This is a genomic window from Enterovibrio paralichthyis (assembly GCF_019209835.1).
Lineage (GTDB): Bacteria > Pseudomonadota > Gammaproteobacteria > Enterobacterales > Vibrionaceae > Enterovibrio > Enterovibrio paralichthyis.
Map to the genome: position 1 here is coordinate 57,341 of NZ_JAHUTS010000001.1, position 25,752 is coordinate 83,092.

Here is a 25,752-nt window from a genome sequence, read left to right on the forward strand (position 1 = left end):
GGGCTTTCAGTACAGGGAGCGTTACATTACTTCGCGTCTACGCGGTTCATGAATTTGCTTTCAGCGGTGTTAACACGCACTTTGTCGCCTGGTGCTACGTATTCTGGCACCTGAACAACCAGACCCGTGGTCAGGGTTGCTGGTTTGGTACGCGCACTTGCAGATGCACCTTTGATAGAAGGTGAAGTGTCAGTGATTACCAGATCAACAGATGAAGGCAGTTCCAGTGCAACAGGCTTACCGCTTACTGCCAGAACCTGAATACCTTTGGTCTCTTCAGTGATAAACATCAGCTCTTCAGCGATGTCTTCTTTGTTGAAGTGGTATGGCGTGTAGTCTTCACAATCCATGAAGATGTACTCGTCACCGTCGATGTAAGAGAAGTCTGCAGCGTGGCGGCTGAAGTCAGCCAGGTTCAGCATATCGTCCGCTTTGAAGCTTTCGTCAACTTTCGCACCGGTTGCTACATCGTACAGACGCATACGATAAAGGCTGTTACCCGCACGACCGCTAGGAGTCAGTTTGGAAATGTCTTTAACTGCCAGTACTTTGCCGTTGTACTCGATAACGGCGTTCTTTTTGATTTCACTTGCCTTTGGCATGGTCACTATTCCAGTTGAATAACTTTCGCGAAAAATATCATGAATTCGGTTTTTGGCAAGATGGAAGTGAGGGTTCTTTGATTCATTCATGCCTGTTTGCACGGGTAAGACGGCTTGTTCGGGTTACCTGTGTATCGAAACTGGTAACTCGGGCGGATGGTTTACCTGCGGTGAATCCACAGAATGCATAACTTCTATACTGATCGTTCGATGTGTCGTGGAATGGTGGAAGTAGCATGGAAAGTGCATTAATAGTCATCGACTTCATTAACGATATTGTTCACCCGCAAGGAAAAATCCCAAGTTGCGCCGTTCAGGTCAACCAAAACAAAGTGATTGAGAATGCAAACCAGGCCATTGCCTGGGCCCGGCAAAAAGGCCATTTATTGATATTCGTGAAAGTGGGTTTCCAATCGAGTTATCAGGATGTGCCGGTATGGTCACCGATGTTTGGAAAGGCAGGTGAAATAGGCGCACTGGATCTCAGTGGCTGGGGAACCGCGTTTCATGATGCGCTGGATGTGCAACCTTCTGATTTGGTTGTCGTAAAACCAAGAGTTAATCCCTTTCACAACACCTCACTGGATTCTATTTTACGCGCTAACCGGATAAGCTCAGTGTACCTGTGCGGCGTGAGTACATCCTGGGCAATCCAAAGTGCCACACGGGATGCCCATGACAGGGACTACAAGGTCAACATTATCTGCGATGCCTGTGCTGCCCACTCGGCTGAAGAGCATCAAACCTCGCTGAATATGCTTGAACGTATTGCCGCGCTTTGGCAGTCCGGCACGCTGGAAGACACTTAACCGATAACCTAGGAAACCCACCCCCAATGATAAAGCAGCTCGACAGCAAAATTGTTTACCAGAACAAATGGATGACAGTGCGGGAAGATAAAATTGAACGACCAAGCGGTGCGCACGGTATTTATGGGGTGGTCGATAAGCCCGACTGTGCGGTGATCATTGCCATCGACGAGGGGCAAATCCATTTGGTTCAGCAGTACCGTTACACCGTACAACAACGTTGTTGGGAATTGCCACAAGGCGCATGGGAAAACAACCCGGATGCCGATCACCTTTCATTGGCAAAAGGAGAGTTAAGGGAAGAAACTGGCATGTCAGCGCAAAGCATGGTGTATGTCGGTGCCCAATATATCGCATACGGATTTCTCAACCAGACCTGCCACGTTTACTTTGCCACGGGGCTGACAGACGTTGGTCGTGACCTCGATGCAGAGGAAGAAGACCTGTTAACGCGCCCATTCACTGTTGGTGAGTTTGAGCAAATGATCATTAATGGTGAAATAAAAGATAACGTCACCATTGCAGCGTATGGATTGGCAAAATTAAAGGGGTTGGTTTGATAAAAATATTCGAGACAGTTTGTAATAAACTTTGATCTAACCGCCAGAAAAATGTCAGAAAATCCTGACAGATAGTCATCTTTGTGGCACATGATGAGATATGCATCTTAGAGCGCAATTAAAAGCGCTTTTCTCCTCCGGATTTGCTACGAAATCCCGCCAGCTATACGTATAATTCCGCTAAAAATACATCGTAAGTTATAGCCTGATGTCAGGCCAACGGATGTGCGAAGCCTTGCCTGCCTGTTTTATAGGCGGGTGATTTTTGTGCTACTGCCTTAGTTGTTGGATACCATAAATGCTTAAAGTCAGTCTGGCGACGACATGTGCCTGTTTGAGCTTACTCTACACCGCCCCTTCAAATGCAGACGTTGATCTGGATGCTTTGCTGGAAATGCCACTTGAGTCGTTGTCAGACACCAAAGTGGTTTCAGCAACCCGAACTTCACTCAGCCTTGCCGATATTCCCGCTGCTGTTCACGTTATTACTGCCAAAGAAATTAAACGATCCGGTGCCCGTTCAGTGGCAGATGTGCTGGTGCTTGCGCCGGGTTTGCATGTGGCTAAATTTTCCAACTATGACTGGGGTATTGCCGCCCGCACCACCAATGAAGCACTGAGCAATACGATGCTGGTGATGGTAGATGGCCGCAGTGTATTCAACGGTATGTTCTCCGGTGTGGATTGGGATCTAATCCCAGTCAGCCTCGATAACATTGACCGTATCGAAGTGGTACTTGGCCCTGTTGGCACCATTTGGGGCGGGAACGCTGCCAACGCGGTGATCAACATCATTACCCTGGATGCAGAAGATGCGCCACGCCGCCGGGTATCGGCTTCGGCGGGGAACTACGACTACCGCGAATATCACATCCGTGATGGCGGGGAAGTCTCAGAGAATTTTTACCTCAGTGGTTATGCGGAATTTGTCCAGCACATGCCATGGACAAGCGACGAAGAACGGGTTCAGCCTCATCAGGATTTTCGCGTATACACCGAGCGTTTTGGTTTGCGTGGAGACTACCAGAACCTGGATCGCACCATTTCATTCCAACTTGGCGGTATCCGTTCACGGGAAGATTACTACTGGGGTAGTTACCAACCGCACTTTCTGTTTCCTGGCGAAGACAGAGAAGACATTGCTGGCTACAACACAGAAATGTTGAGTGAAGAGTACTTTGCCGGCATCAAGTTCTTGCAAGAGCTGAGCGAAAGCACCAACTGGGAACAGCAATTCTGGCTGACCTACAGCAACAGTGATGCGCCGGATCGCAACGCCTACTTCACCCGCTTAGATTCCGAAACCAGTTACTCGGACAGTGACGTCTTTGGTGGTCATTTATCTTTGGGATTCAATTACCGGCTGATCGACGAACATTTTCGCCCATACAGTGACCGCGAAACTTATGTGCTGCCCTATGTTCGGGTAACGGATGAGTCTGACTTTATCAACCACAGTGTGGCAATGTATTTCAACTACATCTACCCACTGACTGAAACCACAGAGTTGATGGTGGGCAACCGTTGGCAATACTTCAACCTGGTTCACGATACCTTTGCTCAACCGCAGATTCGCCTGATGCAGGAAATTGGTGAAGATCAACGTGTTTGGGCTGGGTGGGGACGTTCAGTGATCACACCTGCCCGGCAGGGAAGAACCACCGACTTTCACCAAAATGCCTATGCGAGTGATGTTACCTTTTGTAAGAACGGCGATGTAAACGACTGCTTGCCCAATAACTATGACTACATGCAGGTGATCATTAATACCGGAAATGAAAACATGCCGGTGCCTGAAGTGGAAACCTTCGAATTAGGTTACCGCTTGTGGGAAGAGCAGGTCGTCCAGTTTGATCTCAGCCTCTTTTACAGTGAGGAAACAGATATCCCTGCGTGGCTGTTAACGGGGTTTGAACGTAAGTTTGTTGCTGCTTCATCGCCGGGTACGGCAGGCACCATCATTGATGTTTATCGTTACGACCATATTGCGCCAGTCAGCTCTGAAACCTATGGCGGCGAGATGAGCGTAAAATGGCAACCCAACGCTAACTTCCAGGCGAATGCGAGCTACTCGTTTAAACGCATCAAAGCAGAATGTAATGGCAATACCTGCGCTGCAGCCGAAAATGCGCTGCGTGGTTATGAAAACGAACCGCTGCATATCGCTAACGCGCAGGTGATGTGGGATATCAATCCATCGCTGTGGGTGAGCAATGTATTCCAATATATTGCCTCCTCCGAACCGGATGCCATTCTTGGGGATGAAGAGCGGGTATCCTGGCCTTCAATGCTGACCTGGGATTTGATCGTTGGCTGGACACCGGCGAAAAACTATCCCGAATTCACCCTGACGGTGGAGAACTTGTTTAATGACCAGGTGAACGAATTCCCGCAAAGCTACAGTAGCTTTGACAACGGCACCCAATATTGGCTGGAAGTAGACTGGCAGTGGCCATAAAGAATTGATGAAGAAGAACGCTGTATTGGCATTTCGCCCCAATCGTATACGTCCCTTGTTAACCGGGTTTCTGGTGATGGTATTGACCATCATCAGTGCCCAGGTGAGCGCCACCGATATTCAAGATGAGGACTTAAAAGCCGTCTACCTGTTCCGGTTCGCCATGTTGATTGATTGGGATTCCCGTCCCGAATCAGATACCCGATTCCGTTTTTGCTCAGACAATGAAAATCCGGTCAGCCAACGCTTGGCGGAAGTGGTGAAACAAAAATCAGACCAGGCAACCTTTACCCTGCTCGATTTATCCATACAGTCTGATTTGCGCTGCGATGTGGTGTACACATCCTCCAGCGACCGGGACTATGTGGCTGATCTGCGCAAACGCAGCAATAGTGCACTGCTTGTCGGTGAAGGGCGGCGGTTTATCGATGCAGGTGGCATGGTCGCGTTCAAGCGTGTTAACAACCGCATTAAGCCTCTTATCCATCTTGGGAATATCCAGGGTTCAGCGTTCAGGCTGCGGTCGCAATTGCTTTCCATCGCAGTCGTTATCAAGGGGGATAGACCATGATATTTAAGTGGCTTTCCAATCTCTCTTTGCGGGTGAAGCTGGTTATACCAACCTGGGTGTTGATGACCAGCGGTATTGTCATTCTGGGTGCGCTTGTAAATCAGGCGGCAGAAGACAGACTTGAGCAGGATCTGCTGAGCCGCACCAAAATCCTGGCAAATGCTACCGCGCTCAACCTGACCGCTGCGGTTGCCTTTGATGACAAAATGACGGCGCGTGAGCTGCTTGAAGCATTAAGTGCCGACCCGGATCTGATTGCCGCACGTGTGGTGACAAATGATACAGAGGTATTCGCCCGCTACCTTAACATGCCAGAAGACTGCTACATCAGGCTGTCAGGGATGACCTGTCAGGACACTCGCTTTGTGACCATTAGTAGACCGATCAAACTGGGCCCGGATGAGCTGGCACACATTGAAATGTTTGTTTCCCGGGAAGCCATGGAGAAGGAACGCGACATAATTGGTATCTACCTGATTGTGGGCATCGCTGTTCTTTCCGTGTTCTCACTGCTTTTTGGCATCATGCTTCACCGTATTGTTTCTATGCCGCTGGCGTCGTTGCACCAGTCAATGTCGTCAATGCTGCGCCTTGGCGTTTTCAGCAGAGCGATACCGGTTCGTCACAATGATGAACTGGGTCAGCTCACAGCGTGTTTCAACAACCTGGTGGCAGATTTAACAGACCGTGACTACCAACTTAAGCAGACGCTGAAACGGCTCGAAAACAAAAGCCATTATATCGGTGAGGTACTGGATACCATGGAACATGGTGTGCTGGTTGTTGCCCCGAATGAGACGGTGAACTATTTCAACCCTGCGGCGAAAAAACTGCTTGGCGTGATCGCCTGTGACGCAAGTAATCTGAAAGCGGTGATGGCAGCGCTGGTTCCGGTAGAAAATGTCGCCGCCCTTGCATACGCTATCGAGAATCAGGAAGTGTTGCGTTATACCGAATTGCAGCACCCGGCTACCGGCACGATATTTCTGGTCAGCGCCCAACCTATGGCGTCAGAGCAGCACTCCCTGGTTCAATTTGATGATGTAACAGGGCAGCGGGAAGCGGAACGCCGTCGTAAACTTGCCGAGCTTATCTTCGATAAAAGTCAGGATGCAACGCTGGTCCTGTCCCGCTCGCTGGAAATAAAAACGCAGAATGCCGCTTGCCTGCAGTTGTTTGGTGCCCATGAGTATTGGAAAACCCTCGCTGACGGCAGTAGTCTCACCCTGCGTTTTTCTGATTTTAAAAACCTCTACGCCAACGGGTTCTGGCAGGGGCAGCGCCTGTTTGTCACCGCATTGGGCAAAGAGATTTTGTGCGAAGTGCATGTGACCACCCTGACCAATCCGTTGGGAAGAATTGATGGCTTTGTCGTCACGCTCGTTGACCAATCGGCGGTGCTGGAAATTGAACGCCTGAACCATATCGCCAGCCATGACGCATTAACCGGGTTGGCAAACCGGATCCGAACCCATGAAAAACTGAGTGATGACCACGAGAAAGGGCGCGACCTTCACGTGCTGTTCATCGATTTGGATGGGTTTAAGGCAGTGAATGACCAGTTTGGGCATAAAGTAGGGGACGAACTGCTGAAGGTTATCGCCAAGCGTTTGAAATCCAATGTATCGAGACGTGATTTCGTCGCCCGCTTATCCGGCGATGAATTCCTGATTGCGCTGGTGGATGCGGTGGATGTCAAACAGCCTCTTCAGCGCCTGCTGGAGAGTTTGTCGGAAACCATCCAGATCAATGGTTGTATGCCAAACGTCAGTGCGAGTATCGGTGTGCGTTGCTGGAAAGCAGACGACAGCGCGACATTGACTGAAGTGATTGAACAAGCTGACCGCGCGATGTACGAAGCAAAAGCCAATGGCAAAAATGGTTATGCGTTTGCACCGGAAGGGGCAGAGTGTTTTATACGAAGTGACGCGCCGGAACTGGTGGATTGAGCCTATTCAGGCTCAGTCCAGCAACCAGTCGAAAGAGCGCATTAGAAACGGCACGGCATCATGGGGAATGATTTCACCGTGGGCCATAACAATGCGTTCAGGGTTCCAGCCGATGATGGTTTCCATGTGTTCACGGGCAGTGGCTTTGTTGAACATAAAACTCAGCCGCCAGTCGATAGGCATTTTGCCTTCAGGCGCGAGGATACCCGCCAGCCTGGCAATGGGGCGCTGTAGATTGTTGAACTGGTAAGGATCGAAGTTCTCAATCAGGTCGGTGACGATGAGCGTTTTGGAGCGGTGGTGGAAAAACACACATTCCGCCATAAAGCGCGAGCCGGTAAAAAGCCGTTGTGATATCTGACCATCCAGCGGCCAGTTTTCTTGTTTTCCAAGAGTGTTGTCAAACTTGAGATCACGCCGCTTATCAATAACCTCCGGTGTGCCAAAGGTTTGTGCGTTGGGATACGCTTCCTGCCACTCTCCCAAAAACAGGTGATGAAGGTGATTGGGGGCAATCAGGTATTTGACCTCGCCGAGCTTATCAATCTCCTTTCGCAACGTGTCTGTCAGCCCGACAGGGCTATGAATCCATAAACCGCCTTCTTCAAGCCGGACAACGGTCATCCGCGTGGTGTACGGCAGGGAATAGAAGGAGACGGTTTCGCCATCAACAATCCAAATGTTCTCTGCAAGCAGGTACATGGCATTTCCTCGTTGTTGAAGTGAAATGGGCGTATTGTGATGATGGATAAGCAAGTGTTCGAATCACACGTTACCTTAATCTTTCGAGCAGGGCGAGAACCTGTGGTTTCGAATCCGTATCTGGCGCGAATTTGGGTCACCAAACTCAGTCTAAACTCCACTCGACAAGGAATGGGATTCTGTTAGCGTGGAAGGCGGCTTAACACAATATGAACAGGGAAAACCATGTCGTTCGAGGCTGCGCTGACGTTTACGTTTGCGATTTTCATTTTTGTGATCACCCCGGGTCCCGGAATTTTCGCGATTCTGGCGCGAGCCATGGTGACGGGTTGGCGCGACTGCGTTGTCATCATGACGGGCATGGTGGTGAGTGATCTTGTCTATCTCACCCTAGCGTGCTTTGGTCTTGCTACTATTGCGGAGAATTATGCCGGTCTGTTTACTGTCATCCGTTATGTGGGTGCGACCTACCTGATTTACCTTGGGTACAAAATGTTTAAAACCTTGCCTAAGGTGACGGATTTCTCTGCTAAACCGGTAAGGAAGTCCAAAGGTCTGGTTGCGGATTTTATGCAGGGATTTTTGATTTCAGCCTCGAACCCGAAAGTGATCCTGTTTTATATCGCCTTCCTGCCAACATTTATGGATTTAACTGTCCTGAGCATGGCAGATGTAGCGTTGGTGAATGTTCTGGCTGGTTTCGCCTTGATGAGTGGCGGCATGATGATTGCGCTGGGTGCGGATCGCGCGGCCAAATTGCTGAAAACTGAAAAGGCACTCAAACGGATGAACCGCAGTGCCGGCTCTATCATGATTGGGGCTGGAGCGTATCTGGCCATCAGCCGGTAATTCATGCCCGCGAACAACCTGGTGAACAATACAAAGCCGCCTGTTTTTGGGCGGCTTTTTGTTAGGCGATCTTTGCTGCCGTCTCCTGTTTTGTTGCTTTTGAAAACTGCTGGGAAATAGATGAAATCAGCGATGGCGTAATCAATGGATGTGAATGGGTAGCAGTGACCATCACGATATCAATAGCCGGAAGCGGCGGCAGATTGGCATGGTTCAATATCGTTAAATCTGGCGGTACGCTCGACAGTGCCATGGCAGAAATGGCTTGATTGCTTCTCACTAATCCCTTGAGGGTGGATGCGCTGGTGGTGAAAACGTACAGCTCCGCTTCAATGCCATATTTGCCGAGGCCGTCCAGCGCGGTGGTATGAAATTTACAGTTTTTATCAAACAAGGCGACGGGCAGGGGACGCCGTTCCAGCAAGCGTTTGTCGCTGCCACCAATCCACACACCTTTGTCGTGTTTTAACAGCCAGCCTTCATCGCTGTCTGGTGCGCGGGTTACCACGGCCAAATCCAGTTCGCCGCTGTCCAGCCGTTGCCTTAACCGTGTGCTGGATGCACACAATACGTCAAAGGTGACACTGCTTTTCAGCTGGTTGCGGAACGTTTCGAGCAGGGCAGGAAGAAGGCTTTCAGCGTAATCATCCGGGCAGCCAATACGGATAGGGCGGGTGGTGTCTTCGCGGGAAAATGCATCCAGCGCGTCATCGTGTGAAGCAACCAAGCGGCGGGCATGGCTGACCAATCGTTGTCCGGCAATGCTAAGGGTCAATGGCCGTTTTTCACGGTCAAACAAACTGCTGTCCAACTCTTCTTCCAGCTTTTTGATTTGCATGCTGATCGCCGATTGGGTGCGGTGTATCTGTGCTGCGGCGCGGGTAAAACTACCGGTGTCGACAATCGCCAGAAAGCTTCTCAGTGACTCAATATCCATTGCTTGATTTGTCCTTGCATCACGATTTCGAATACAAGGTATCAAAACTATGCGTTGGAAACCTTGTGGTTGACTGAGCATACTCGTTTCAAACCAAAGAACGCAAAAGGAGTTGCCTCATGAAACTGATCATTGCCAATAAAAACTATTCCACCTGGTCACTGCGCGGCTGGCTCGCACTTCGCGGCTTTGGTGTTGAGTTTGAAGAAATCGAACTGAGGCTATTCACCGACGCCTTCTATGATGAAATCGCCAATTATTCAGGGGCAGCGAAAGTGCCGGTGCTGGTGGATGGTGAGATTGCCGTATGGGACTCACTGGCGATTGCCGAGTATGTGAATGAGCAGTGCCTCGACGGGAAAGGCTGGCCGCAAGATGTTGCGCAGCGTGCAAAAGCCCGTGCGGTTTCAGCCGAAATGCATTCTGGCTTTTCCGCACTGCGCAATGAAATGCCGATGAACATTCGGGGACGTCGCCAGGTTTCCCCAAGTGAGGCGTGCCTCAAAGACATTGCCCGCATCGACCAGATTTGGTCGCAGCAAATGGCTGAGTTCGGCGCAAAAGGTGGCTGGCTGTTTGGTGAGTTTTCCATGGCGGATGTGATGTATGCGCCTGTGGTGCTGCGTTTTGTCACCTACGGTGTATCGCTGTCACCTGCTGCCCAGCAATACGCAGAAAAAGTGCTGGAAAACAGTGCGGTCAGGCAGTGGATAGAGGAATCAAAATCCGACACTGAAGTGGTGCCGGAAGATGAAGCGGGCGTGGAAATCGACGCTTAATTTACCGAAACGGTTCAATGTTCTAAATGGCGGGCAAATGCTCGCCATTTGCGTACTTATCACGGCCAAATCGGCCATTTCTTTGATATAGACCATCAAAAAATGCGGCCAAGTCGGTTTAAGGTGTCTGCCTCGTCCCGCAGAAAAGAAGTCGCATACCGATGATAACGATTAATCAAGAAAGACTGGTTGAGCATTTTATTGAGCTGGTAAAAATTGACAGCGAATCAGGCAATGAAAAAGCCATGGCCGAAACACTGGCTGAACAACTGGGTCTGATGGGTTTTGAAGTAACAAAACTGGACGTGCCAGCGCACATCACTAACGGTTTCAACATCTATGGCAAACTGAAAGGTGAGCTGGAAGGCAGCATTCTGTTTAGCAGCCACATGGATACTGTGACGCCGGGCAACGGCATTGAGCCTGTGATCAACGATGGCATCATCAGCTCAAAAGGTAACACCATTCTGGGCGGTGATGACAAGTCAGGTATCGCGGCAGTGATGGAAGCGGTACGCACCATCAAAGAAAACGGCGAAGCGCACAAGACCATTGAAGTGGCGTTCACCGTTTACGAAGAGCTGGGCCTTGAAGGCGCAAAGCACTTCGACATGAGCAAAATTGAATCCCAGCAGGCGATTGTGATGGATTCAGGCGGCCCAATCGGCACCATCATCACAACAGCACCTGGCCAGCAAAGCCTGAAAGTGACCATCAAAGGCAAACCGGCGCACGCAGGTCTGGCCCCTGAAACCGGCATCAACGCCCTGACAGTCGCGTCTGATGCAATTTGTAACATGACGCTGAGCCGTATTGACGAAGAAACCACTGCGAACATCGGCGTGGTGCGCGGCGGTCAGGCGACCAACATTGTTATGCCTGAGCTGTACATCGAAGCAGAAGCGCGTTCGCTGGATGACAACAAGCTGGCGAAGCAGGTTGAGCACATGGTTTCAACGTTCGAAGCTGCAGCTGAAAAACACGGTGCAGGCATCGAGATTGAATCTACCCGCTCTTACAACGCATACCGCATTGCAGACAACGACCCGCACGTGATGGCAATCAAAGCAGCGTTTGAAGCGAACGGTGTTGAGCCAATGACCAAACCAACCGGTGGCGGTTCAGATGCAAACATCTTCAACGAGAAAGGTCTGAAAACCGTAAACCTGTCGACCGGTATGTCAAAAGTGCACACCACCGATGAGTTTATCGCGATTGCTGACTTGGTTGCGGTCACCGAATTTGTCCGCACTTACGTCACCCGCTAATTGCAGTTAAACCAGAAATGACAGCCGCCTGATTGGGCGGTTTTTTTGTACCCGTTACTGTGTGAACAAAGGCGAATAAATTTGCTGATAGGCGATATTGACGGCGACAAAGGTAAGCAGTGCTGATATGCAGATATTGAAGACACGAAAGTAAGCCGGGTATTCGATGCGCTTACCCACATTTGAGGTTCAGCTTTCTGGGGGGGCGTCTCCCGAAAATGATCCTCCCGGTATCGCTCGCTTCATTCCCTTTCTGTGTGATCCGTAAATTACTTATTGGTGTGCCTAAATTCACATACACGGCAAAAAGTGTGACACAGCACTGGAAAACGCGCGGATCTGTTTGTATACCCTTGTGTGCAAAGTTTCACACTAAGGTATCGCAATGAAAAATATTATAACGAGAACACTGGCAGGGTTAGGTATGGGGCTGGCAACGTTTGGCGCCGCCGGTCAATCGACACAAGGAGGAGAGTGCTGGGTGAGTGCATCCAATGCTCCGGAATTTTCACAATGTACAGTTGCAGACGCTTCTTATTGGATGCCAGAAAAACTGGTCATTACGTTGAAAAATTCCTGCCAAAGTAAAATCATGCTAAACACCTGCGTAAAGGCATATGACGCAATCGGCGGCTGGGACTGTGAAGCTGTTGACCTCAAACAGGATGAAACATGGAATCAGACTGTGAATAACGAGCAAGTCTGGTACAAGTGGGCGTGGGTAGGTGTTGACAGTCAAAACCAAGGCCAGTGCCTGCAACCCGCGGATTTGGAAGTCGTGTTGTAAAACATCGGATAGCCAAAACGCAATCTGTCAGTTTTTAGTTCAAGGGATATTCAGAACTGGCAGATTGTTTTTAATGATTTATGCCTCAAACCCAAACGCGCCTCCCGCTTTTAGTCCCTTCCCCTTTTCAAGGGGAAGGTTAGGATGGGGTTGGTTTTGCTCTACTCTTGCCAGGTCGATCTTCAATGGCACGTTCATGCCCCAAAAATGATTTAGAGTAGAAGCTCGCTACATATATACTTTTACCAATCCACCTCAATTTAAGTAATCGAATGGCCACACTTAAACTAAGATGGTTAAATTCTGCAATTAGTAATAAATATGGATTACTCAATCCCTACGTAAATTTTTATTTTTCTGCATAACGTGGAATCTAAGCTAGTTTCATGAGGGTCAACATCAACAAAACATTTTCTCAATCTGGTCTGATATTTTTCAGTATTTTCAATTCCCCACGTGGGCAGGCACTCCGTTGCTATTTCTTCGTTTAATCGAGTTAATCCCGCCTCTTCTAGCTTGTTGCTAAGACGAATAACCTTACTCAATTGTTGTGTGCATCTTGAGTCGAAGAAGTTCTCTGCTTGCAATAACAATAGTAACAGCTCTCCTAATGTTTTTGCCGAGAAGCTAACAGGGATCGGCCAGAGCTGATGTCCTTGCTCAATCAAAACCACTTTCTTATCGATTGCAGCTTCAAGCCATGAAATACAATTGTTAAAAATCTCGTCAACCAGATAATCATAGCGCGTTGGTATGCTACTGACTTGGCTGACTCCAGGTGATGGTTGATACTTTTCAAGTATATGCCTCAGGAAAGTGTGGTAATACCGTAGCCACATGTGATCAGCAAAATTAGTGTAGATTGCTCTCTGCACCATTACATCAAAAAAGTGTAATGTAATATAGATAGGACAAACCCAACGTTCTTCGTCTTCATATGACCAGTGATAAGGTTGATTATAGTGATTTTCAGCACAGTCATTTTGTTTTGATATATATGTTGCTGCACTGTCACCAATGGGCTTCCATATTTGTTGATCAGTAGCGATAGTCAGGTCACTAAGATAGAAGAATAAAAGTGGATTAGCAGGGTCAATATAATACCCACTACTAATACTGATTTGTTGAGTGTCACGGACTTCGCGATAAAACGTACTTTCAGTGTCTAGCATCAGACTTTGCAAGAAAAGGTCACTAAACTTATCTGAAACAGCCCATGGTAGCAACGTTAATTCCATGCATGCTTGAGGATTATGAAGAGCATAATATTGAACAAATGATTTCGAGTGTAATAAATGTTGCAAACCAACCGTGGATCTGTCTTTTAGTTTTTGACGAGTAGGTAATAACCAATCAATAACTCGAACTCCCCATCTTGTTGTTGCCGAAATTTTTTTTTGCTCGCCTTTAATCAGAGCATCTAACTCATCACGATAAACACTTTGCAACTTGGAACGCAGCCTGTCATACCACTTATCTTTATGAATAGAGCAAAACTGGAGATGATAGTTATCAACGAGATAACTTAACTCTTTGTACTTTCGCTGACGAAGTAATTGTAGTGATGTGTCGTTCCAAGATTTGATGCGGGATTGTGGAAGTCGATTACCAAGCAGTTTAAAGACTAGATAGATTAATATTAGCAAAATGACAGAAAATGTCGTGAGGTCGGCGTTAAAACCCCAAAGCCAAGGAAGTGGAATTGTCAATTTGAAGTGTGACAATACTGGTATAAAAGTGATGTATGCGACAATTATGCATGCAGTAAGAAGCAATAGCTTATCTATCCATCCCATCCTAAGAAGTAAATCGTTTCTTTTTTCCTCAGACAAGAGCGTATAACCTGCAACTAAAATAGCTATAACTGTTAAAATATTTGCTTCCATCAATGCACCCTAAGCAATGCGATAAAATAATCGCAATATTAAGCGTTATTGATGAAAACTGCTTTAGTTTCTTTAGGATTAAATAATCCCAATCAAAGTCTTTGGCTTCTAAATTGACACTGCTCATCAATTTGTGAAGCATTCGTGTACTTTGGATTAGCTTAGGTTATCTGAAGCAACTGAGACTCTAGTAATTCGTAACAAGGTTTTGTCCCTTTCCGATTCACGCTACCAAAGATCCAAAACCCCCATCTAACTTCCCCCTTGAAAAGGGGGAAGAACAAGAGCGCTTTATCGTCTTCTGCCGTGGTCTGATAAACCAAGAACACATGTTGCATCGGGCTTAGTTGACGTTTAGCTAAGTCTTATTCTGAACTAAACGAGATAGGACCATAATAACTTTCAACGCTTGATGAACTGTCGTCGGTGTCTGTCATTAGCGCGACGACATCAATGTACTGATAACTCTTAAGGTTGGCTTGCTCACTGCCTTCGTCCCCAAACAGGGTGATCAAATCCTGATAAACATTCCGCTTTTCGGCATACCAGACGTTCACCTCTGAATCGGCATCACGAACGGCCAACATTTTTACTTTTTCCCCGGCGTAAGGATTGTTCCAGTGTTCACCCATATTGTTCGAACCTGACCAAACATAATTCAACGCTTTGTTGCTCCAGGGGAAAAAGCCTTTGTGAATAATGAGGTAGATTCGGGCGGCATAGTCATCACCCTTTTTGGTTCTTTGAGATAACGGCGGGAGCTTGTTGCTGATTTTCCAGCTCCAGTTGAGGTATGGCGTTTTCTGCAGATCAATTTTCTGCTTGAACATTAATCCGGATGCTGTGCAGTTACTTTGTGCTTTGAGTATATTTTCGGAAGGAAGTGCTTGATAGAAGGTTTCACCTGAGAAGATTTTCATCTCCCAGTGGGGGAGTTCTTCTTCAGTGAACTTGGGCAGCTCGACCACGGTTTCAGATGAGTAAGAGAAAAAGCTCGCGAGCATGAACAGATAAAGTCCGTTTTTCATAGTCCCTCCGTGTAAGAGCATTACATCACTACAAAAAAGCCTGACGTTTGTCAGGCTTTCCGGAATCAGCTGCGCTTTGACTGCTTGTAGGTGCGGCCAGCGGCGGCGTAGGTGTCGCGGTTTTTGATCTCGAACTGAGTGTAGAAGAACCAGGCAACGAAAACCATCACGTCGTCACCCACGTTCATTACGTGCTCAACGAACTCTTGTTCTTCACCGTTCTCGTTTTCTTCAGTGAAAACGTGGTAAACGCGGTTTTCACCTTCAACTTCTGCCAGTGCGAATTGACCAGTCAGAGCGTTCGCCGCTTCTGCAACGTTTTCGTCTTCGCTGGCTTTCAGCATATCCAGCGCCTCTGGCAGGCCGGTGGTTGCGCTCAGCGCTTTCACCAGCGTTTCAAAATCTTGTTGTTCCATGATGGAGCCTTACTTTTAAGGTAAACGAAAAATGCCCGGCGTAAACCGGGCATTTCATACGCAGTGGGGAGATTATGCCTCTACTTCTGCGTTGTGATAAACGTTTTGTACGTCGTCACAGTCGTTCAGCATGTCCATGAACTTCTCGAAAGTCGCAACGTCGTCGCCAGTAACTTCTGTCATGGTTTGTGGAACGAAAGTGATCTCTTCAACGTCCAGAGTCACTTCTGGCATTGCTTCAGCCAGCGCGCTCTTCACTTTGAAGAATTCAGTGTTTGGTGCAAATACTGTGATCACGCCGTCTTCACACTCGATGTCAGTCACGTCTGCGTCTGCCATCATCAGTGCTTCCAGCACTGCTTCTTCGTCGTCACCGGCGAATTGGAAAACCGCTTGGTGGTCGAACATGTGAGCTACAGTACCTGGGCCACCAATTTTAGAGTTGGTTTTCACGAAGCACTGACGCACTTCCATGTAAGTACGGTTGTTGTTGTCAGTCAGACAGTCAACGATCACTGAGCAACCGCCTGGGCCAAAACCTTCGTAGCGCGCAACTTCATAGTTTTCACCGCCGCCGCCAGCCGCTTTCTCGATAGCTTTCTCGATTACGTGGCTTGGCACCTGATCTTTTTTCGCTTTCTCGATCATGCGCTTCAGCGACAGGTTGGTTTCTGGGTCGCCACCGCCGTTTTTCGCGATAACGTAGATTTCTTTACCGTACTTAGAGTACAGCTTAACTTTGGCGCCTTGTGTTTTCGCCATTGAAGCTTTACGAACTTCGAAACTGCGTCCCATGGGGAGTCACTCTCTTTGCTATGCGTTTATTGAAGTGGCAGGGATTTTATCAATCAGTCACGGGCTTTTTCCAGCTTTTATCGCGGGTATATCGGCGTATTTGCTGAGTCTGATCAACTCTTAACCCTTATATTTGCCTGCTTGAAACAAAAAGGGAGGCGAAATGCCTCCCTTTTAACCGTTTCATCGGTCTACTTTTCGTAGCGGATGTTGTCGATATTCAGCACCATAGGGCCGGTTGGCTCAATGACGAAGACATTGCGAATAGCTTCAACGTTGGCTTTGGCATCAGTTGCGAAGCGGTTGCCGTTTTCTACCAGCTCCGCAAAGCTGATGCGTACCTGCTTCCATTGACCCAGCGGCGGCACGTCAACATCAATATCACTGGCGTGTGGCCAGCCACTGTCGACTTTGACCATGATTTTCGCATCTGGGGCTTTGTCTTCAACCATCAGGTCGAACACGATTTCACCGCCTTGCATCCACTCATCTAGGTTCACTTCCGGTGACTCGAAATAGAAGTTACCAACGTCGCCGGTTTTCTTAATCGCGAGCACGTTGCCGCGGCCTTCAACCGCTTTGGTTTCTGTGTAGACCTTGAATTGTGGATCATACTCTTTCGAGCGCAGGTGTTTATCCGGTTTGTCATCAAACAGGGTAAACAGCGGACCAGTGGCATAGTCTGGGCCCGGGATGATGATCTCCGGTGCCGGTGTTCCTGCCACAAATTGCGCGTCTTCAGACACGGTCGCACACCCTTTGCCGTTTTGCGGGTTTTCCGCGCATTCATACACGCGGACAAAATCCACTAGCATGGTTTGCGGGAAAATAGACGGGTCGACACCACCTTCATTGGCGTTAGAAGCCCATGAGCCGCCGAGCGCCAAATTCAGCAAAAGATGGAAGCGTTGGTTAAACGGCGCATCATTTTCGCCCGTTACCCATTTGCCACCTTCTTTATATTGGCTGTACCAGCCGTCAGCGCGTTGGGTTGCGTAGTGAACGTCGTCCACATACCAACGCATTTCGCCTTCTTCCCATTCCAGCGCGTAGGTATGAAAGCCGTCAGCAGGGTTAACATGCCCCGGCAATTCAAATTCCGCCGCGGTGCTGACGTTGTCAGGCCATTGTCTGCCGTAGTGAATCGTACCGTGAATGCGGCCTTCTTTTTTACCGGGCTCTGCGCCCAGTTCATCGGTCGGCGTTTTCAGGTTTACGGCTTCCACAATATCGATTTCGCCGGAAGCCGCCCATTCACCGTATACGGAATCTGTTGGCAGCATCCAAATTGCAGGCCAGGTACCTTGCCCTGAAGGCAGCTTGGCGCGGATTTCAAATCGGCCATACTTCCAGTCGCCTTTGTTTTTAGAATTCAGGCGGGCGGAAGTGTAGGGGAGGGTCGCCATGTGACGGCTAACACCTTGCGGGTCGGATGGCCCGGTAAACTGATAATCGTTGGCGACGATATTGAGATTACCGTCTTTCACGAAGGCGTTGACTTCACGGTCTGTGTAGCATTGCCGCTCGTTGTTACCGCCGCCGTAGCAGTTTTCTTCGAGGTTCCATTTCGAGGAATCGATGTTTTCGCCACTGAATTCGTCGTTCCAGACCAGCGTCCAGCCATTACCAGGGCGAACTACAGGGCTGCTGGTATCAGGCCCTTGCGTGATTGGGGCGTAGATTTTTGATTCACAACCGACGAGTGCCGCGAATATTGCGCTGGCAATCACTGCTCGCCGATAGGGGAAATTGTTCATTGTCGTATCCTTACACGTCGGAATGTCAGGCTGTTGCCTTGCTCATTGCATTAACCGGTAACAAAGTGCGATTACCAGTAGGCATCAGCCTGAATACCAAACACAAAGTCATCTTTAAGCGGCGTATCGTTCGAGCCACGCTCCCCGGTCGTCCAGGACTGAGGTAAATAGGTCGCCATAAACCGGATCTCAGCAGTGGACAGGCCATCGGAAAGTACAAAAGTCGGCGCAACAGTGAATTTGGATTGATGCCAGTGCCCGCCATTTTGAACGTTCTCGTAATAGCCCACTTCGGTTTGAACGATAAAGTTATCTTCCACCGGGAAGATGTTGCGCATCATGGCGGATACCCAGTAGTTGTATCCGGCATCCGGCCCGATGTCGTTGGTACCTTCGTCGTTGTACTGCGCCTGCAGGGAAGGGAAGAAGCCAATGCCATTGTTCATGGTATAGCCGCCCCAAAGCAGTGCCCGCACGGAGGTCGCATCTTCTTCGCGATGAGTGATGAGGTAGTACGGGTCGCCGTAAAATGAACCGTAGTTCTTATCATTGACTTTGTAGCCCTGGGTCAGTGAACCCGGGCGCAGCGCTGCGTAGTCAGTGATTGTGCCGCCAAGCAGGTTACCGGAACCCAAACCGCGTCCAGCCTGGAGAATGGCATAGGAAAACGCATTGCCTTCCAGACCAAAGAAATCGAGCATGTGATAAATAGCGGTCACGTCGTAACCCGTATCTGCCCACTCTTTTATCTGGTTGTTTTCCGCGCTGAGTCCCCAGTTGTCGGGCATGTATTTGTAGTTGCCCTGTAAGGTCAACGCACCCAATGTATAAGAGAGGTGGAAAGTGTGCATTGGGTTGTTCTGGTTATCTTTGATGCGGGCATAGTCAGCATCACTGAAGATGAAATTACTGTTCAGATTGGCATCGACAGATGTACCCGGCTGCAGTGCGGCATCAACAAAGTCTTCGTATTTGTCGTAGCCTTCGCTGATATTGCGGTCACTGACAATGTAGGCAATATCGATAAGGCTTTCGCCCCACTCGTAGTCTTCAACACCCACACCTAAACCATCAAGATCGGTATAGAAGAAGTCGGTCATGAAGATGTAGTTTTGCTCACCAAGCTTGCGCTTACCGCCCCACAGCGTACCGGTTCGCAAAATGCCGTCCATTTCAATAAACCCAATCAGGTCATCGAACTCGGTATCACCGATCCCGACATTGATGCGCAACTGCTTGTCTTCGCCAATGTTAGAGATGGTGGTAAAGGTGAGATTGCCATCGTTGTCAGACTCCAACCCAAGGCGACCCAGCAGCTCTTTTTGGCCGCCAATGTCTGCTTTCTTGAAGTCATTTTCCTGGCTGACAAAGTAGCCTGCCCGGAAATACCCGTGAAATTCTACGTCGTCAATAATGTCTGCATTGGCGGTTGTCATCCCTAAAAGCACGGCTGACACGCCTGTCGCGACCATCGACAGTCTGCACTTGTTCATTCTCACTCCATAAGAGGTTGAGTTACTCCTGAAAGAAAGCGCTTTCTTGATTGTTGCAAAAAATACCCGAAAGTCTACTGAGAAACGGCCTGACACCCAGAGGCTGGATCTTTGCTAACTATCGAGCATGACTAGATTTGTGGTTACTTTGTACGAACTTGATGACATGCGAATTCAGAAACAGCTTGATGAAACCGCTCGTCATAACAACAACAGTTCGTACGTTTTTTGAACTGCAAATCGGAGTTACTCGAAACTTAGCACAATTCACATAATTTTCACATTAAGAGCGTTTTTGCGGGCTGAATAATACGTTTTGTCGTCATTAATAAGCAAAGGATGCTCATATGCGAGATATGAATCACTCATTAGAATTTTGCATTTCATACATTTCTTGAAGTGATGAACTCCGGGTATTTATCCAAATTTTCGCGCTTTCCGTTGAGTCTAGAGTGCGATTAACATTATGTTCACATTATGAGCAACGTCTAATCGATGCTTTCCTGAAGTCGGCTTGCCGGCTTTATTTTGAAAATGAGCAGAAAGCGCTTTCTTTTCAAAAACGACACCTTTTACAAAGCAAGATTTCTCCACTCATCAGGAGATCTTTCAGAGCGGCGGTATCACGAAGCTGACCGCTGCGCGATGTAGGATCAAACATACGGACAGCATGATGAAAAACATCTTAGCGAAAACGCTTCTCATTGCTTCAGTCGCACTCAGTGGCTGTGGTGGTGGGGGCGATGAACCAGTAAAAGGTGGCTCCATTATCGGGGATCCGGATAGCACAAGCAGTGTATTCTCGGTTCACCATCAAGGCAGCCTGGTGAATAACCTTCAGGCTGTGGGTTGGCAGGACGACAATCAGCAACTCACGTCTTATATGGCCAACAATACGTCTAAGCAGGTGTTGGAGCTGACGACGCCACCCACCGCAGGTGCATCAGCGCCTTGGGGGTGGGGTGCAGGTGTGGTTGCTCAAAGCGCGCAAACCAACAGCGGCGTATCCCCACGAGTCGCGAAAAGTGACACGCCTGATCTTTCCGGTTTTGAAAACGGCTATTTGATTTTCGAAGCCCGAGGCACCACAACCACGCCAGTCACTATTGGCTTCCAGACTGGCACAACAGAAACAGACGACGATGGACAATTGGTAGATACCAAACGCCCATCGACGTCTAACGGTGTGGTGTTCAATACGACTGATGCCATGCAATCCAGCACCGTTGGTGAGTACGCGACAAGTCGAACCATTACCGGTGAATGGCAAACATTCCGCGTCGCGCTGAAAGATCTGATCAACGGTAAAGCCATCGATTTCACAGACGTCGGTTCGCCCTTCTATATTCAAGGGGAAATCGATGATGGTGGTATCTTGGAGTTCCGGAATATCTTCTTTACGAAAGATGGCAAAGGTAAGGTCGGGGATGATATCGATGGCGGCGGCGATGGTGGTTCACCGATCTCTGACGATGCAACGTCGACTATCTACTTCGAAGGTATGCTTGAGCAGCAGTTGACCGCAGTCGGCTGGGAAGCAACATCCTTCCTGGGTGCAGACCCTGATACCCAGACGCTCGTCCTGACACCACCACCGCAAGGCGGCACCATTAAAGAATGGGGTTGGGGCGCAGGTTTGGTTGTCCCTCAGGGCGCGAATGGCCTTGACCTTTCTGGCTTCAAAGACGGCTACCTGAACTTTGATATTAAAGGTACGGTGACCACAGACGTCACTATCGGTTTCCAAACCGGCGTGTTTGACAGCACTGAGCGCCCACCATCAAGCAATGGCGTACTGTTTGACGCGAACGATGGCAGCATCACCTCTAACTGGCAGTCTTACCAGATCCCTATTTCCGATCTTCTCAATGGTAAGTTTGTCGACATGACGGACGTTACTTCACCTCTGTATTTCCAAGGTGGAGAGGAAGATAGCGGCACCATTGAAGTGCGCAATGTGTTCTACAGTGTCACCCAAGAAGGGGTTATTGGCTCTGATTTGAACGGCGGCGGTGGTGACGGCGGCGATGGTGGAGACGGTGGCAACGGTGGCGGTACTGACGGAGGTACTGGTGGTGGCAGCAGCAGTAGCGATTACGCTGTAGCGCCTGAAATTGCGCCTCAGCCTGCGCCTACGGGTAACTTCCCTGTTTCTTCAGTAGCCGGTGGTGTTGCTCCTGGGCAACCAGTGCTTGGTACTGCGGAGCTGACTGCAATCTCATATGGTGCTTTCCGCGCGGAAGAGCGTTCTAACACATACGCTCCTAGCGTTGAAGAAATTAAAGAAGATCTAAAGATTATGCATGCCGCAGGTATCCGTATGTTACGCACTTACAATACGCGTGATTTTATCGATACTGAAAGGCTGCTCCAAGCGATTAGCGAACTCCAACAGGAAGACGCCAATTTCGAAATGAATGTGATGCTTGGTGTTTGGATTTCTGCTCTGAATGCGTTTTCTGGTCTTGAAATAGACAGTACTCAAGAACACCCCAATAACCAACTAGAGATGGAGAAAGCTGTCGAGTTTGCTCAAACTTATCCAAACATCATCAAAGTTATCGCTGTTGGTAACGAAGCGATGGTGGAATGGGCGACCAGCTACCGTGTGGTTCCACGTATCATATTGGATCGCGTGAAAGAGCTTCAAGCGCTGAAAGCTGATGGCACGATCGACAAAAACATCTGGATCACCAGTTCAGACAACTGGGCAGTTTGGGCTATTAATAATGGCTACTATCAAGCACATGAAGCAGACATCAAAGCACTGATTCAAGCTGTAGATTACGTGTCTGTCCATGTTTACCCGTTCCACGACACAATCCATGATGACGACTTCTGGTCTGTTCCAGAGTCAGAGCAGTCTCTTACTCGTCAAGAACAAGCTGATAAAGCCATGGAGCGAGCGTTCAATAAAGCGCTAACTCAGATTGACGCAGTTAAAGATAGTGTGATGGCCATTGACAGCACCAAACAGATCCATATTGGGGAAACTGGTTGGTCTAGCGAGTCTACTGATGGTGCAGGTCTGGGCCGCACGGGTGCTGCTGGCGAGTACAACCAGAAGAAGTACTTCGATGCGATGAGCCAATGGGCAGTCGATTACGGTGCTTCTGTGTTCTTCTTCCAGTCATTTGATGAACCATGGAAAGGTGGTTGGGATGGAGATAGAGAGCAAGCTGAGGGTCACTCAGAGAAACACTTTGGTTTGATCGATATTGACGGGAATGCCAAATATGCTATTTGGGATCTTGTAGATGCAGGCGTATTTGAAAGAATTACTCGTGGTGGCAATCAGATCATTAAGTCACACGGTGGTGTAGAACAAAACGTCATTGATGCAATTTTCGCTATCCCATATGAAACGGGCTCTGATGATTCTGGTGCTGGATACGTCATGTATACCGGTAAAGAAAGTGTTCACAACGTCAACGATATTCAGCTTTGGCCTAACGGCGAAGACACTAGACTTGAAGATGTGAATGATGATACCTACAACCCGGTTAAGCAGATTACTGCAACTGTTGGTTGGGGGGCTGTCGCTTGGATTTTCAACGATAACCCTGTTGACTTGACCGCATATACCCATGTTGAGTTCAAAGTTAAAACGGCTGCATCTGATGTACAGGTAACTGTTATAAATCAAGATGGAGGGAAATCAGAAAACAAATACGGCACTGCAACTGGTTCTTCGCTTGCCAACGGTTGGGTTCAAATGAGCGTGCCAGTGCCTTCCTACACTGACATGACAACATTTGCTCTGTCTCTCGTTGACCTCCAAGGCTCGGAAACATTGCAGATAGCAGATATTGCATTTGTGAATAACGATAGCAACGGTGGAGACGGCAGTGCGCCTGAAACTGCTTATATTTCTTACACAGGTAAGGCGAACAACTTCCCAGCTGAAGATATTGCGTATTGGGAAGGTTTAAGTGTTGAGATTACAAGTGGTGGCACGTTTGATGAGGTATTCAATGTTACCTCAAGTGAAAAATGGGAAGCATTAGCCTGGACGTTCAACAATAATCCTGCGGATATTACCTCGTATACAAATGCACAATTTAAAGTGCGTACGGATAATGAAACGATAGGTGTGCTTGTCCAGAGCTTGTCGCAACCAGAGTCCAACAAAAACTACGCAGTTTCAAGTGGTGTCGCGCTTTCAGATGGTTGGGTACAAATGGAAGTGCCATTGCCAAATTACTCTGATATGAAGACGTTTGCCTTTGCGTTTGCAGCTGAGAATGCAGGGTCTTTTGAAATTGCTGACATAGCATTTATCACCAAAGAAAGACCAGTTTCTCCAGAGACTGCTTATCTTTCGTACACAGGCCAAGTCACTAACCCACCAATCGATGCATTGGAGTTCTGGGGGGCGCTCGATGGCGAAACGAAAGGAGGGGGTGTTTACGACCCTATATTCGAGGTCACGTCAAATGATAATTGGCAGTCTATCACTTGGTTGTACAACCTAAATCCTATTGATATCACTTCATATACACACGCGCAGTTTAAGGTGCTGACAAGCGAGCCAGAAATCGGCGTGTTGATTCAAAGCATCATTAATCAGGAGGAAGTTCAAGAGAACTACTTCATCTCAGAGGGCGAGGCGCTTTCAGATGGTTGGGTGCAGATGGAAGTATCTTTGCCTGAGTTCAATCAAATGACAGCTTTCGCGTTGGTATTTGCTAAAGCGGGCTCTTTTGAGATTGCCGATGTTACTTTAGTGAATCAAGGTACTGATGGCGGTACTGGCGGCGGCACTGATGGTGGCACTGATGGTGGCACTGATGGTGGCACTGACGGCGGCACTGATGGCGGCACAGATGGTGGCACTGATGGCGGCACCGATGGTGGCACCGATGGTGGCACCGATGGTGGCACCGATGGTGGCACCGATGGTGGCACTGACGGCGGCACTGATGGTGGTACGACTGGAAGCACCCCAATTGTCATCTTCAAAGATGCGGCTAATCCTGAATGGCTTGCGTGGAGTGATAAAGGAGAGCCGGCACCAACGCTTGAGACGGACAGCGATACTGCACATGGTGGAGTGACGGTTTTCGAGCAACCATCTGGTGAATGGTCAGCGACGGGTTTCAACACACGTATCGCTGATACAGCGAGCCCTATCAATGTTGAGGCATGGATGGTTGATGGTGTCATTTCATTCGATATGAAGCTGATTGCAGATTCAGAGCCTTCAGTGACAACTTGGCAGTTTAAGGTTGAGTCCAACGGTGGTATCTATGATGCGAATAACGAAATAGGCGAGGAGACAACGTTTGACTTAGATCCTTCCCCAGAGTTGAACGTATGGAAAACCTATACATTCAACCTAAGTGAACTCTCTAACCGTGGCATCGACCTCGCTAACATCGATGTCATCATGGTGTTCCCAGCTTGGGGTTCAGGTAGTGGAGCTAAGTATGCGATAGACAATGTGGTTGTCTCTCCGACATCCGAAGGCGGCACTGACGGCGGTACTGATACAACAGGAGACATTGTTTCTATTTTCAGTGATGACTACTCGGACATAACGGTGGATGAGTGGGGAGCTTTTTGGTCAGATGAAGCTAGTGCAATAGTGGACGGAACACTGGATGGCAGTCCCGCAAAAGTGATTAATGTTGGAGCCGGTCAAACGTATGGCGCAGTTAGTTTTACATCGTCGAAGTTTGACGCAACCAACTTGACAACGTTTAACATGCAATATCGTGTGTCCCCTTTATTGCCGGGGCAAGTGATTAGTATTAAGTTGTCCAATCATGATGGGGATGGTGAGACCAGTGCCATTTCTTACACTCATGCAGCAACAGGAACGGAAGTAGTAACACTGTCAATTCCTCTAGATGATTTTGAAAGTGTGCATGAAAGTGGTCTTCTGACAAGAAATGCCATAGCTCAGATGGTTATTAGTGCTGGAAGAGCTGATTTGGACCAGCCTGTAGATATCTACATAGATAATATCTATTTCAGTAAATGATTGGTTCTTCTGAGCACTTATCGGATAAACCATCCTGATAGCGAGCGTCAATTGCTCACTAATCAAATAAAAAAGGGAAGCCGTATAGCTTCCCTTTTTCTTTTCTCCTGAAATCCCACT

19 protein-coding genes are annotated in these 25,752 nt (G+C 48.5%); 10 read left to right on the plus strand and 9 right to left on the minus strand.

Annotation, left to right across the window (positions count from 1 at the left end; all coding sequences use genetic code 11):
- Window positions 1-26: 26 nt before the first annotated feature.
- Entirely contained in the window at window positions 27-602 is a 576-nt protein-coding gene (gene efpL / locus KU854_RS00255; protein WP_218356501.1) for an elongation factor P-like protein EfpL, read from the minus strand.
- A 236-nt stretch (window positions 603-838) separates the two neighbouring features.
- On the opposite strand from efpL, the gene KU854_RS00260 reads away from it, so the two are divergent.
- The 5 genes from KU854_RS00260 (at window position 839) to KU854_RS00280 (ending at window position 6,949) form a co-directional block, all read left to right on the plus strand.
- The gene (locus KU854_RS00260; RefSeq protein WP_218356502.1) at window positions 839-1,411 is read left to right on the plus strand and encodes a cysteine hydrolase family protein; all 573 of its coding nucleotides are present in this window, start codon (window positions 839-841) and stop codon (window positions 1,409-1,411) included.
- Window positions 1,412-1,437: 26 nt separating this feature from the next.
- Window positions 1,438-1,971 carry an NUDIX hydrolase gene (locus KU854_RS00265; RefSeq protein ID WP_218356503.1) on the plus strand — a complete coding sequence of 178 codons (534 nt, stop codon included), beginning with the start codon at window positions 1,438-1,440 and terminating at the stop codon, window positions 1,969-1,971.
- Between the two features lie 298 nt (window positions 1,972-2,269).
- A complete protein-coding gene (locus KU854_RS00270) occupies window positions 2,270-4,429 on the plus strand; it encodes a TonB-dependent receptor plug domain-containing protein (RefSeq protein WP_218356504.1) in 2,160 nt (719 codons plus the stop codon).
- A gap of 7 nt (window positions 4,430-4,436) precedes the next feature.
- Window positions 4,437-5,000, plus strand: a complete 564-nt coding sequence (locus KU854_RS00275; protein ID WP_218356505.1) for a YfiR family protein — start codon at window positions 4,437-4,439, stop codon at window positions 4,998-5,000.
- Window positions 4,997-6,949 (plus strand): sensor domain-containing diguanylate cyclase, encoded by a 1,953-nt coding sequence (locus KU854_RS00280; RefSeq protein WP_218356506.1) that lies wholly within the window; start codon window positions 4,997-4,999, stop codon window positions 6,947-6,949. The genes KU854_RS00275 and KU854_RS00280 overlap by 4 nt, the downstream gene beginning before the upstream one ends.
- A gap of 12 nt (window positions 6,950-6,961) precedes the next feature.
- Here KU854_RS00280 and KU854_RS00285 read toward each other — a convergent pair whose 3' ends face one another.
- Window positions 6,962-7,651, minus strand: a complete 690-nt coding sequence (locus KU854_RS00285) for a DUF4336 domain-containing protein (RefSeq protein ID WP_218356507.1) — start codon at window positions 7,649-7,651, stop codon at window positions 6,962-6,964.
- 225 nt (window positions 7,652-7,876) lie between these two features.
- On the opposite strand from KU854_RS00285, the gene KU854_RS00290 reads away from it, so the two are divergent.
- Window positions 7,877-8,500, plus strand: a complete 624-nt coding sequence (locus KU854_RS00290) for a LysE family translocator (protein WP_218356508.1) — start codon at window positions 7,877-7,879, stop codon at window positions 8,498-8,500.
- A 61-nt stretch (window positions 8,501-8,561) separates the two neighbouring features.
- On the opposite strand, the gene KU854_RS00295 is transcribed toward KU854_RS00290, so the two are convergent.
- On the minus strand, window positions 8,562-9,437 hold the full coding sequence (locus KU854_RS00295) for a LysR family transcriptional regulator (RefSeq protein ID WP_218356509.1): 876 nt from the start codon (window positions 9,435-9,437) through the stop codon (window positions 8,562-8,564).
- 119 nt (window positions 9,438-9,556) lie between these two features.
- Between KU854_RS00295 and KU854_RS00300 the strand changes: the two genes are divergently transcribed.
- From KU854_RS00300 to KU854_RS00310, 3 genes are all read left to right on the plus strand, one after another.
- A complete protein-coding gene (locus tag KU854_RS00300; RefSeq protein WP_218356510.1) occupies window positions 9,557-10,216 on the plus strand; it encodes a glutathione S-transferase family protein in 660 nt (219 codons plus the stop codon).
- A gap of 161 nt (window positions 10,217-10,377) precedes the next feature.
- The gene (locus KU854_RS00305; RefSeq protein ID WP_218356511.1) at window positions 10,378-11,484 is read left to right on the plus strand and encodes a M20/M25/M40 family metallo-hydrolase; all 1,107 of its coding nucleotides are present in this window, start codon (window positions 10,378-10,380) and stop codon (window positions 11,482-11,484) included.
- Window positions 11,485-11,869: 385 nt separating this feature from the next.
- Window positions 11,870-12,271, plus strand: a complete 402-nt coding sequence (locus KU854_RS00310) for a hypothetical protein (RefSeq protein ID WP_218356512.1) — start codon at window positions 11,870-11,872, stop codon at window positions 12,269-12,271.
- Between the two features lie 326 nt (window positions 12,272-12,597).
- Here the strand turns inward: KU854_RS00310 and KU854_RS00315 are convergent, their stop codons facing one another.
- The 6 genes from KU854_RS00315 to KU854_RS00340 all read right to left on the minus strand — a co-directional run bounded on the left by KU854_RS00315 (window position 12,598) and on the right by KU854_RS00340 (window position 19,646).
- The gene (locus tag KU854_RS00315; protein ID WP_218356513.1) at window positions 12,598-14,157 is read right to left on the minus strand and encodes a hypothetical protein; all 1,560 of its coding nucleotides are present in this window, start codon (window positions 14,155-14,157) and stop codon (window positions 12,598-12,600) included.
- A gap of 365 nt (window positions 14,158-14,522) precedes the next feature.
- A complete protein-coding gene (locus KU854_RS00320; protein ID WP_218356514.1) occupies window positions 14,523-15,185 on the minus strand; it encodes a DUF3047 domain-containing protein in 663 nt (220 codons plus the stop codon).
- Window positions 15,186-15,250: 65 nt separating this feature from the next.
- On the minus strand, window positions 15,251-15,601 hold the full coding sequence (locus tag KU854_RS00325; protein ID WP_218356515.1) for a hypothetical protein: 351 nt from the start codon (window positions 15,599-15,601) through the stop codon (window positions 15,251-15,253).
- Window positions 15,602-15,673: 72 nt separating this feature from the next.
- On the minus strand, window positions 15,674-16,396 hold the full coding sequence (locus tag KU854_RS00330; RefSeq protein WP_054779671.1) for a YebC/PmpR family DNA-binding transcriptional regulator: 723 nt from the start codon (window positions 16,394-16,396) through the stop codon (window positions 15,674-15,676).
- 191 nt (window positions 16,397-16,587) lie between these two features.
- Window positions 16,588-18,153, minus strand: a complete 1,566-nt coding sequence (locus tag KU854_RS00335) for a family 16 glycosylhydrolase (protein ID WP_218356516.1) — start codon at window positions 18,151-18,153, stop codon at window positions 16,588-16,590.
- Window positions 18,154-18,224: 71 nt separating this feature from the next.
- Window positions 18,225-19,646: a carbohydrate porin gene (locus tag KU854_RS00340; RefSeq protein ID WP_218356517.1), complete on the minus strand. Its 1,422-nt coding sequence runs from the start codon at window positions 19,644-19,646 to the stop codon at window positions 18,225-18,227.
- A 673-nt stretch (window positions 19,647-20,319) separates the two neighbouring features.
- Here KU854_RS00340 and KU854_RS00345 point away from each other — a divergent pair.
- Window positions 20,320-25,632 (plus strand): glycoside hydrolase family 17 protein, encoded by a 5,313-nt coding sequence (locus KU854_RS00345; RefSeq protein WP_218356518.1) that lies wholly within the window; start codon window positions 20,320-20,322, stop codon window positions 25,630-25,632.
- Window positions 25,633-25,752 lie beyond the last annotated feature (120 nt).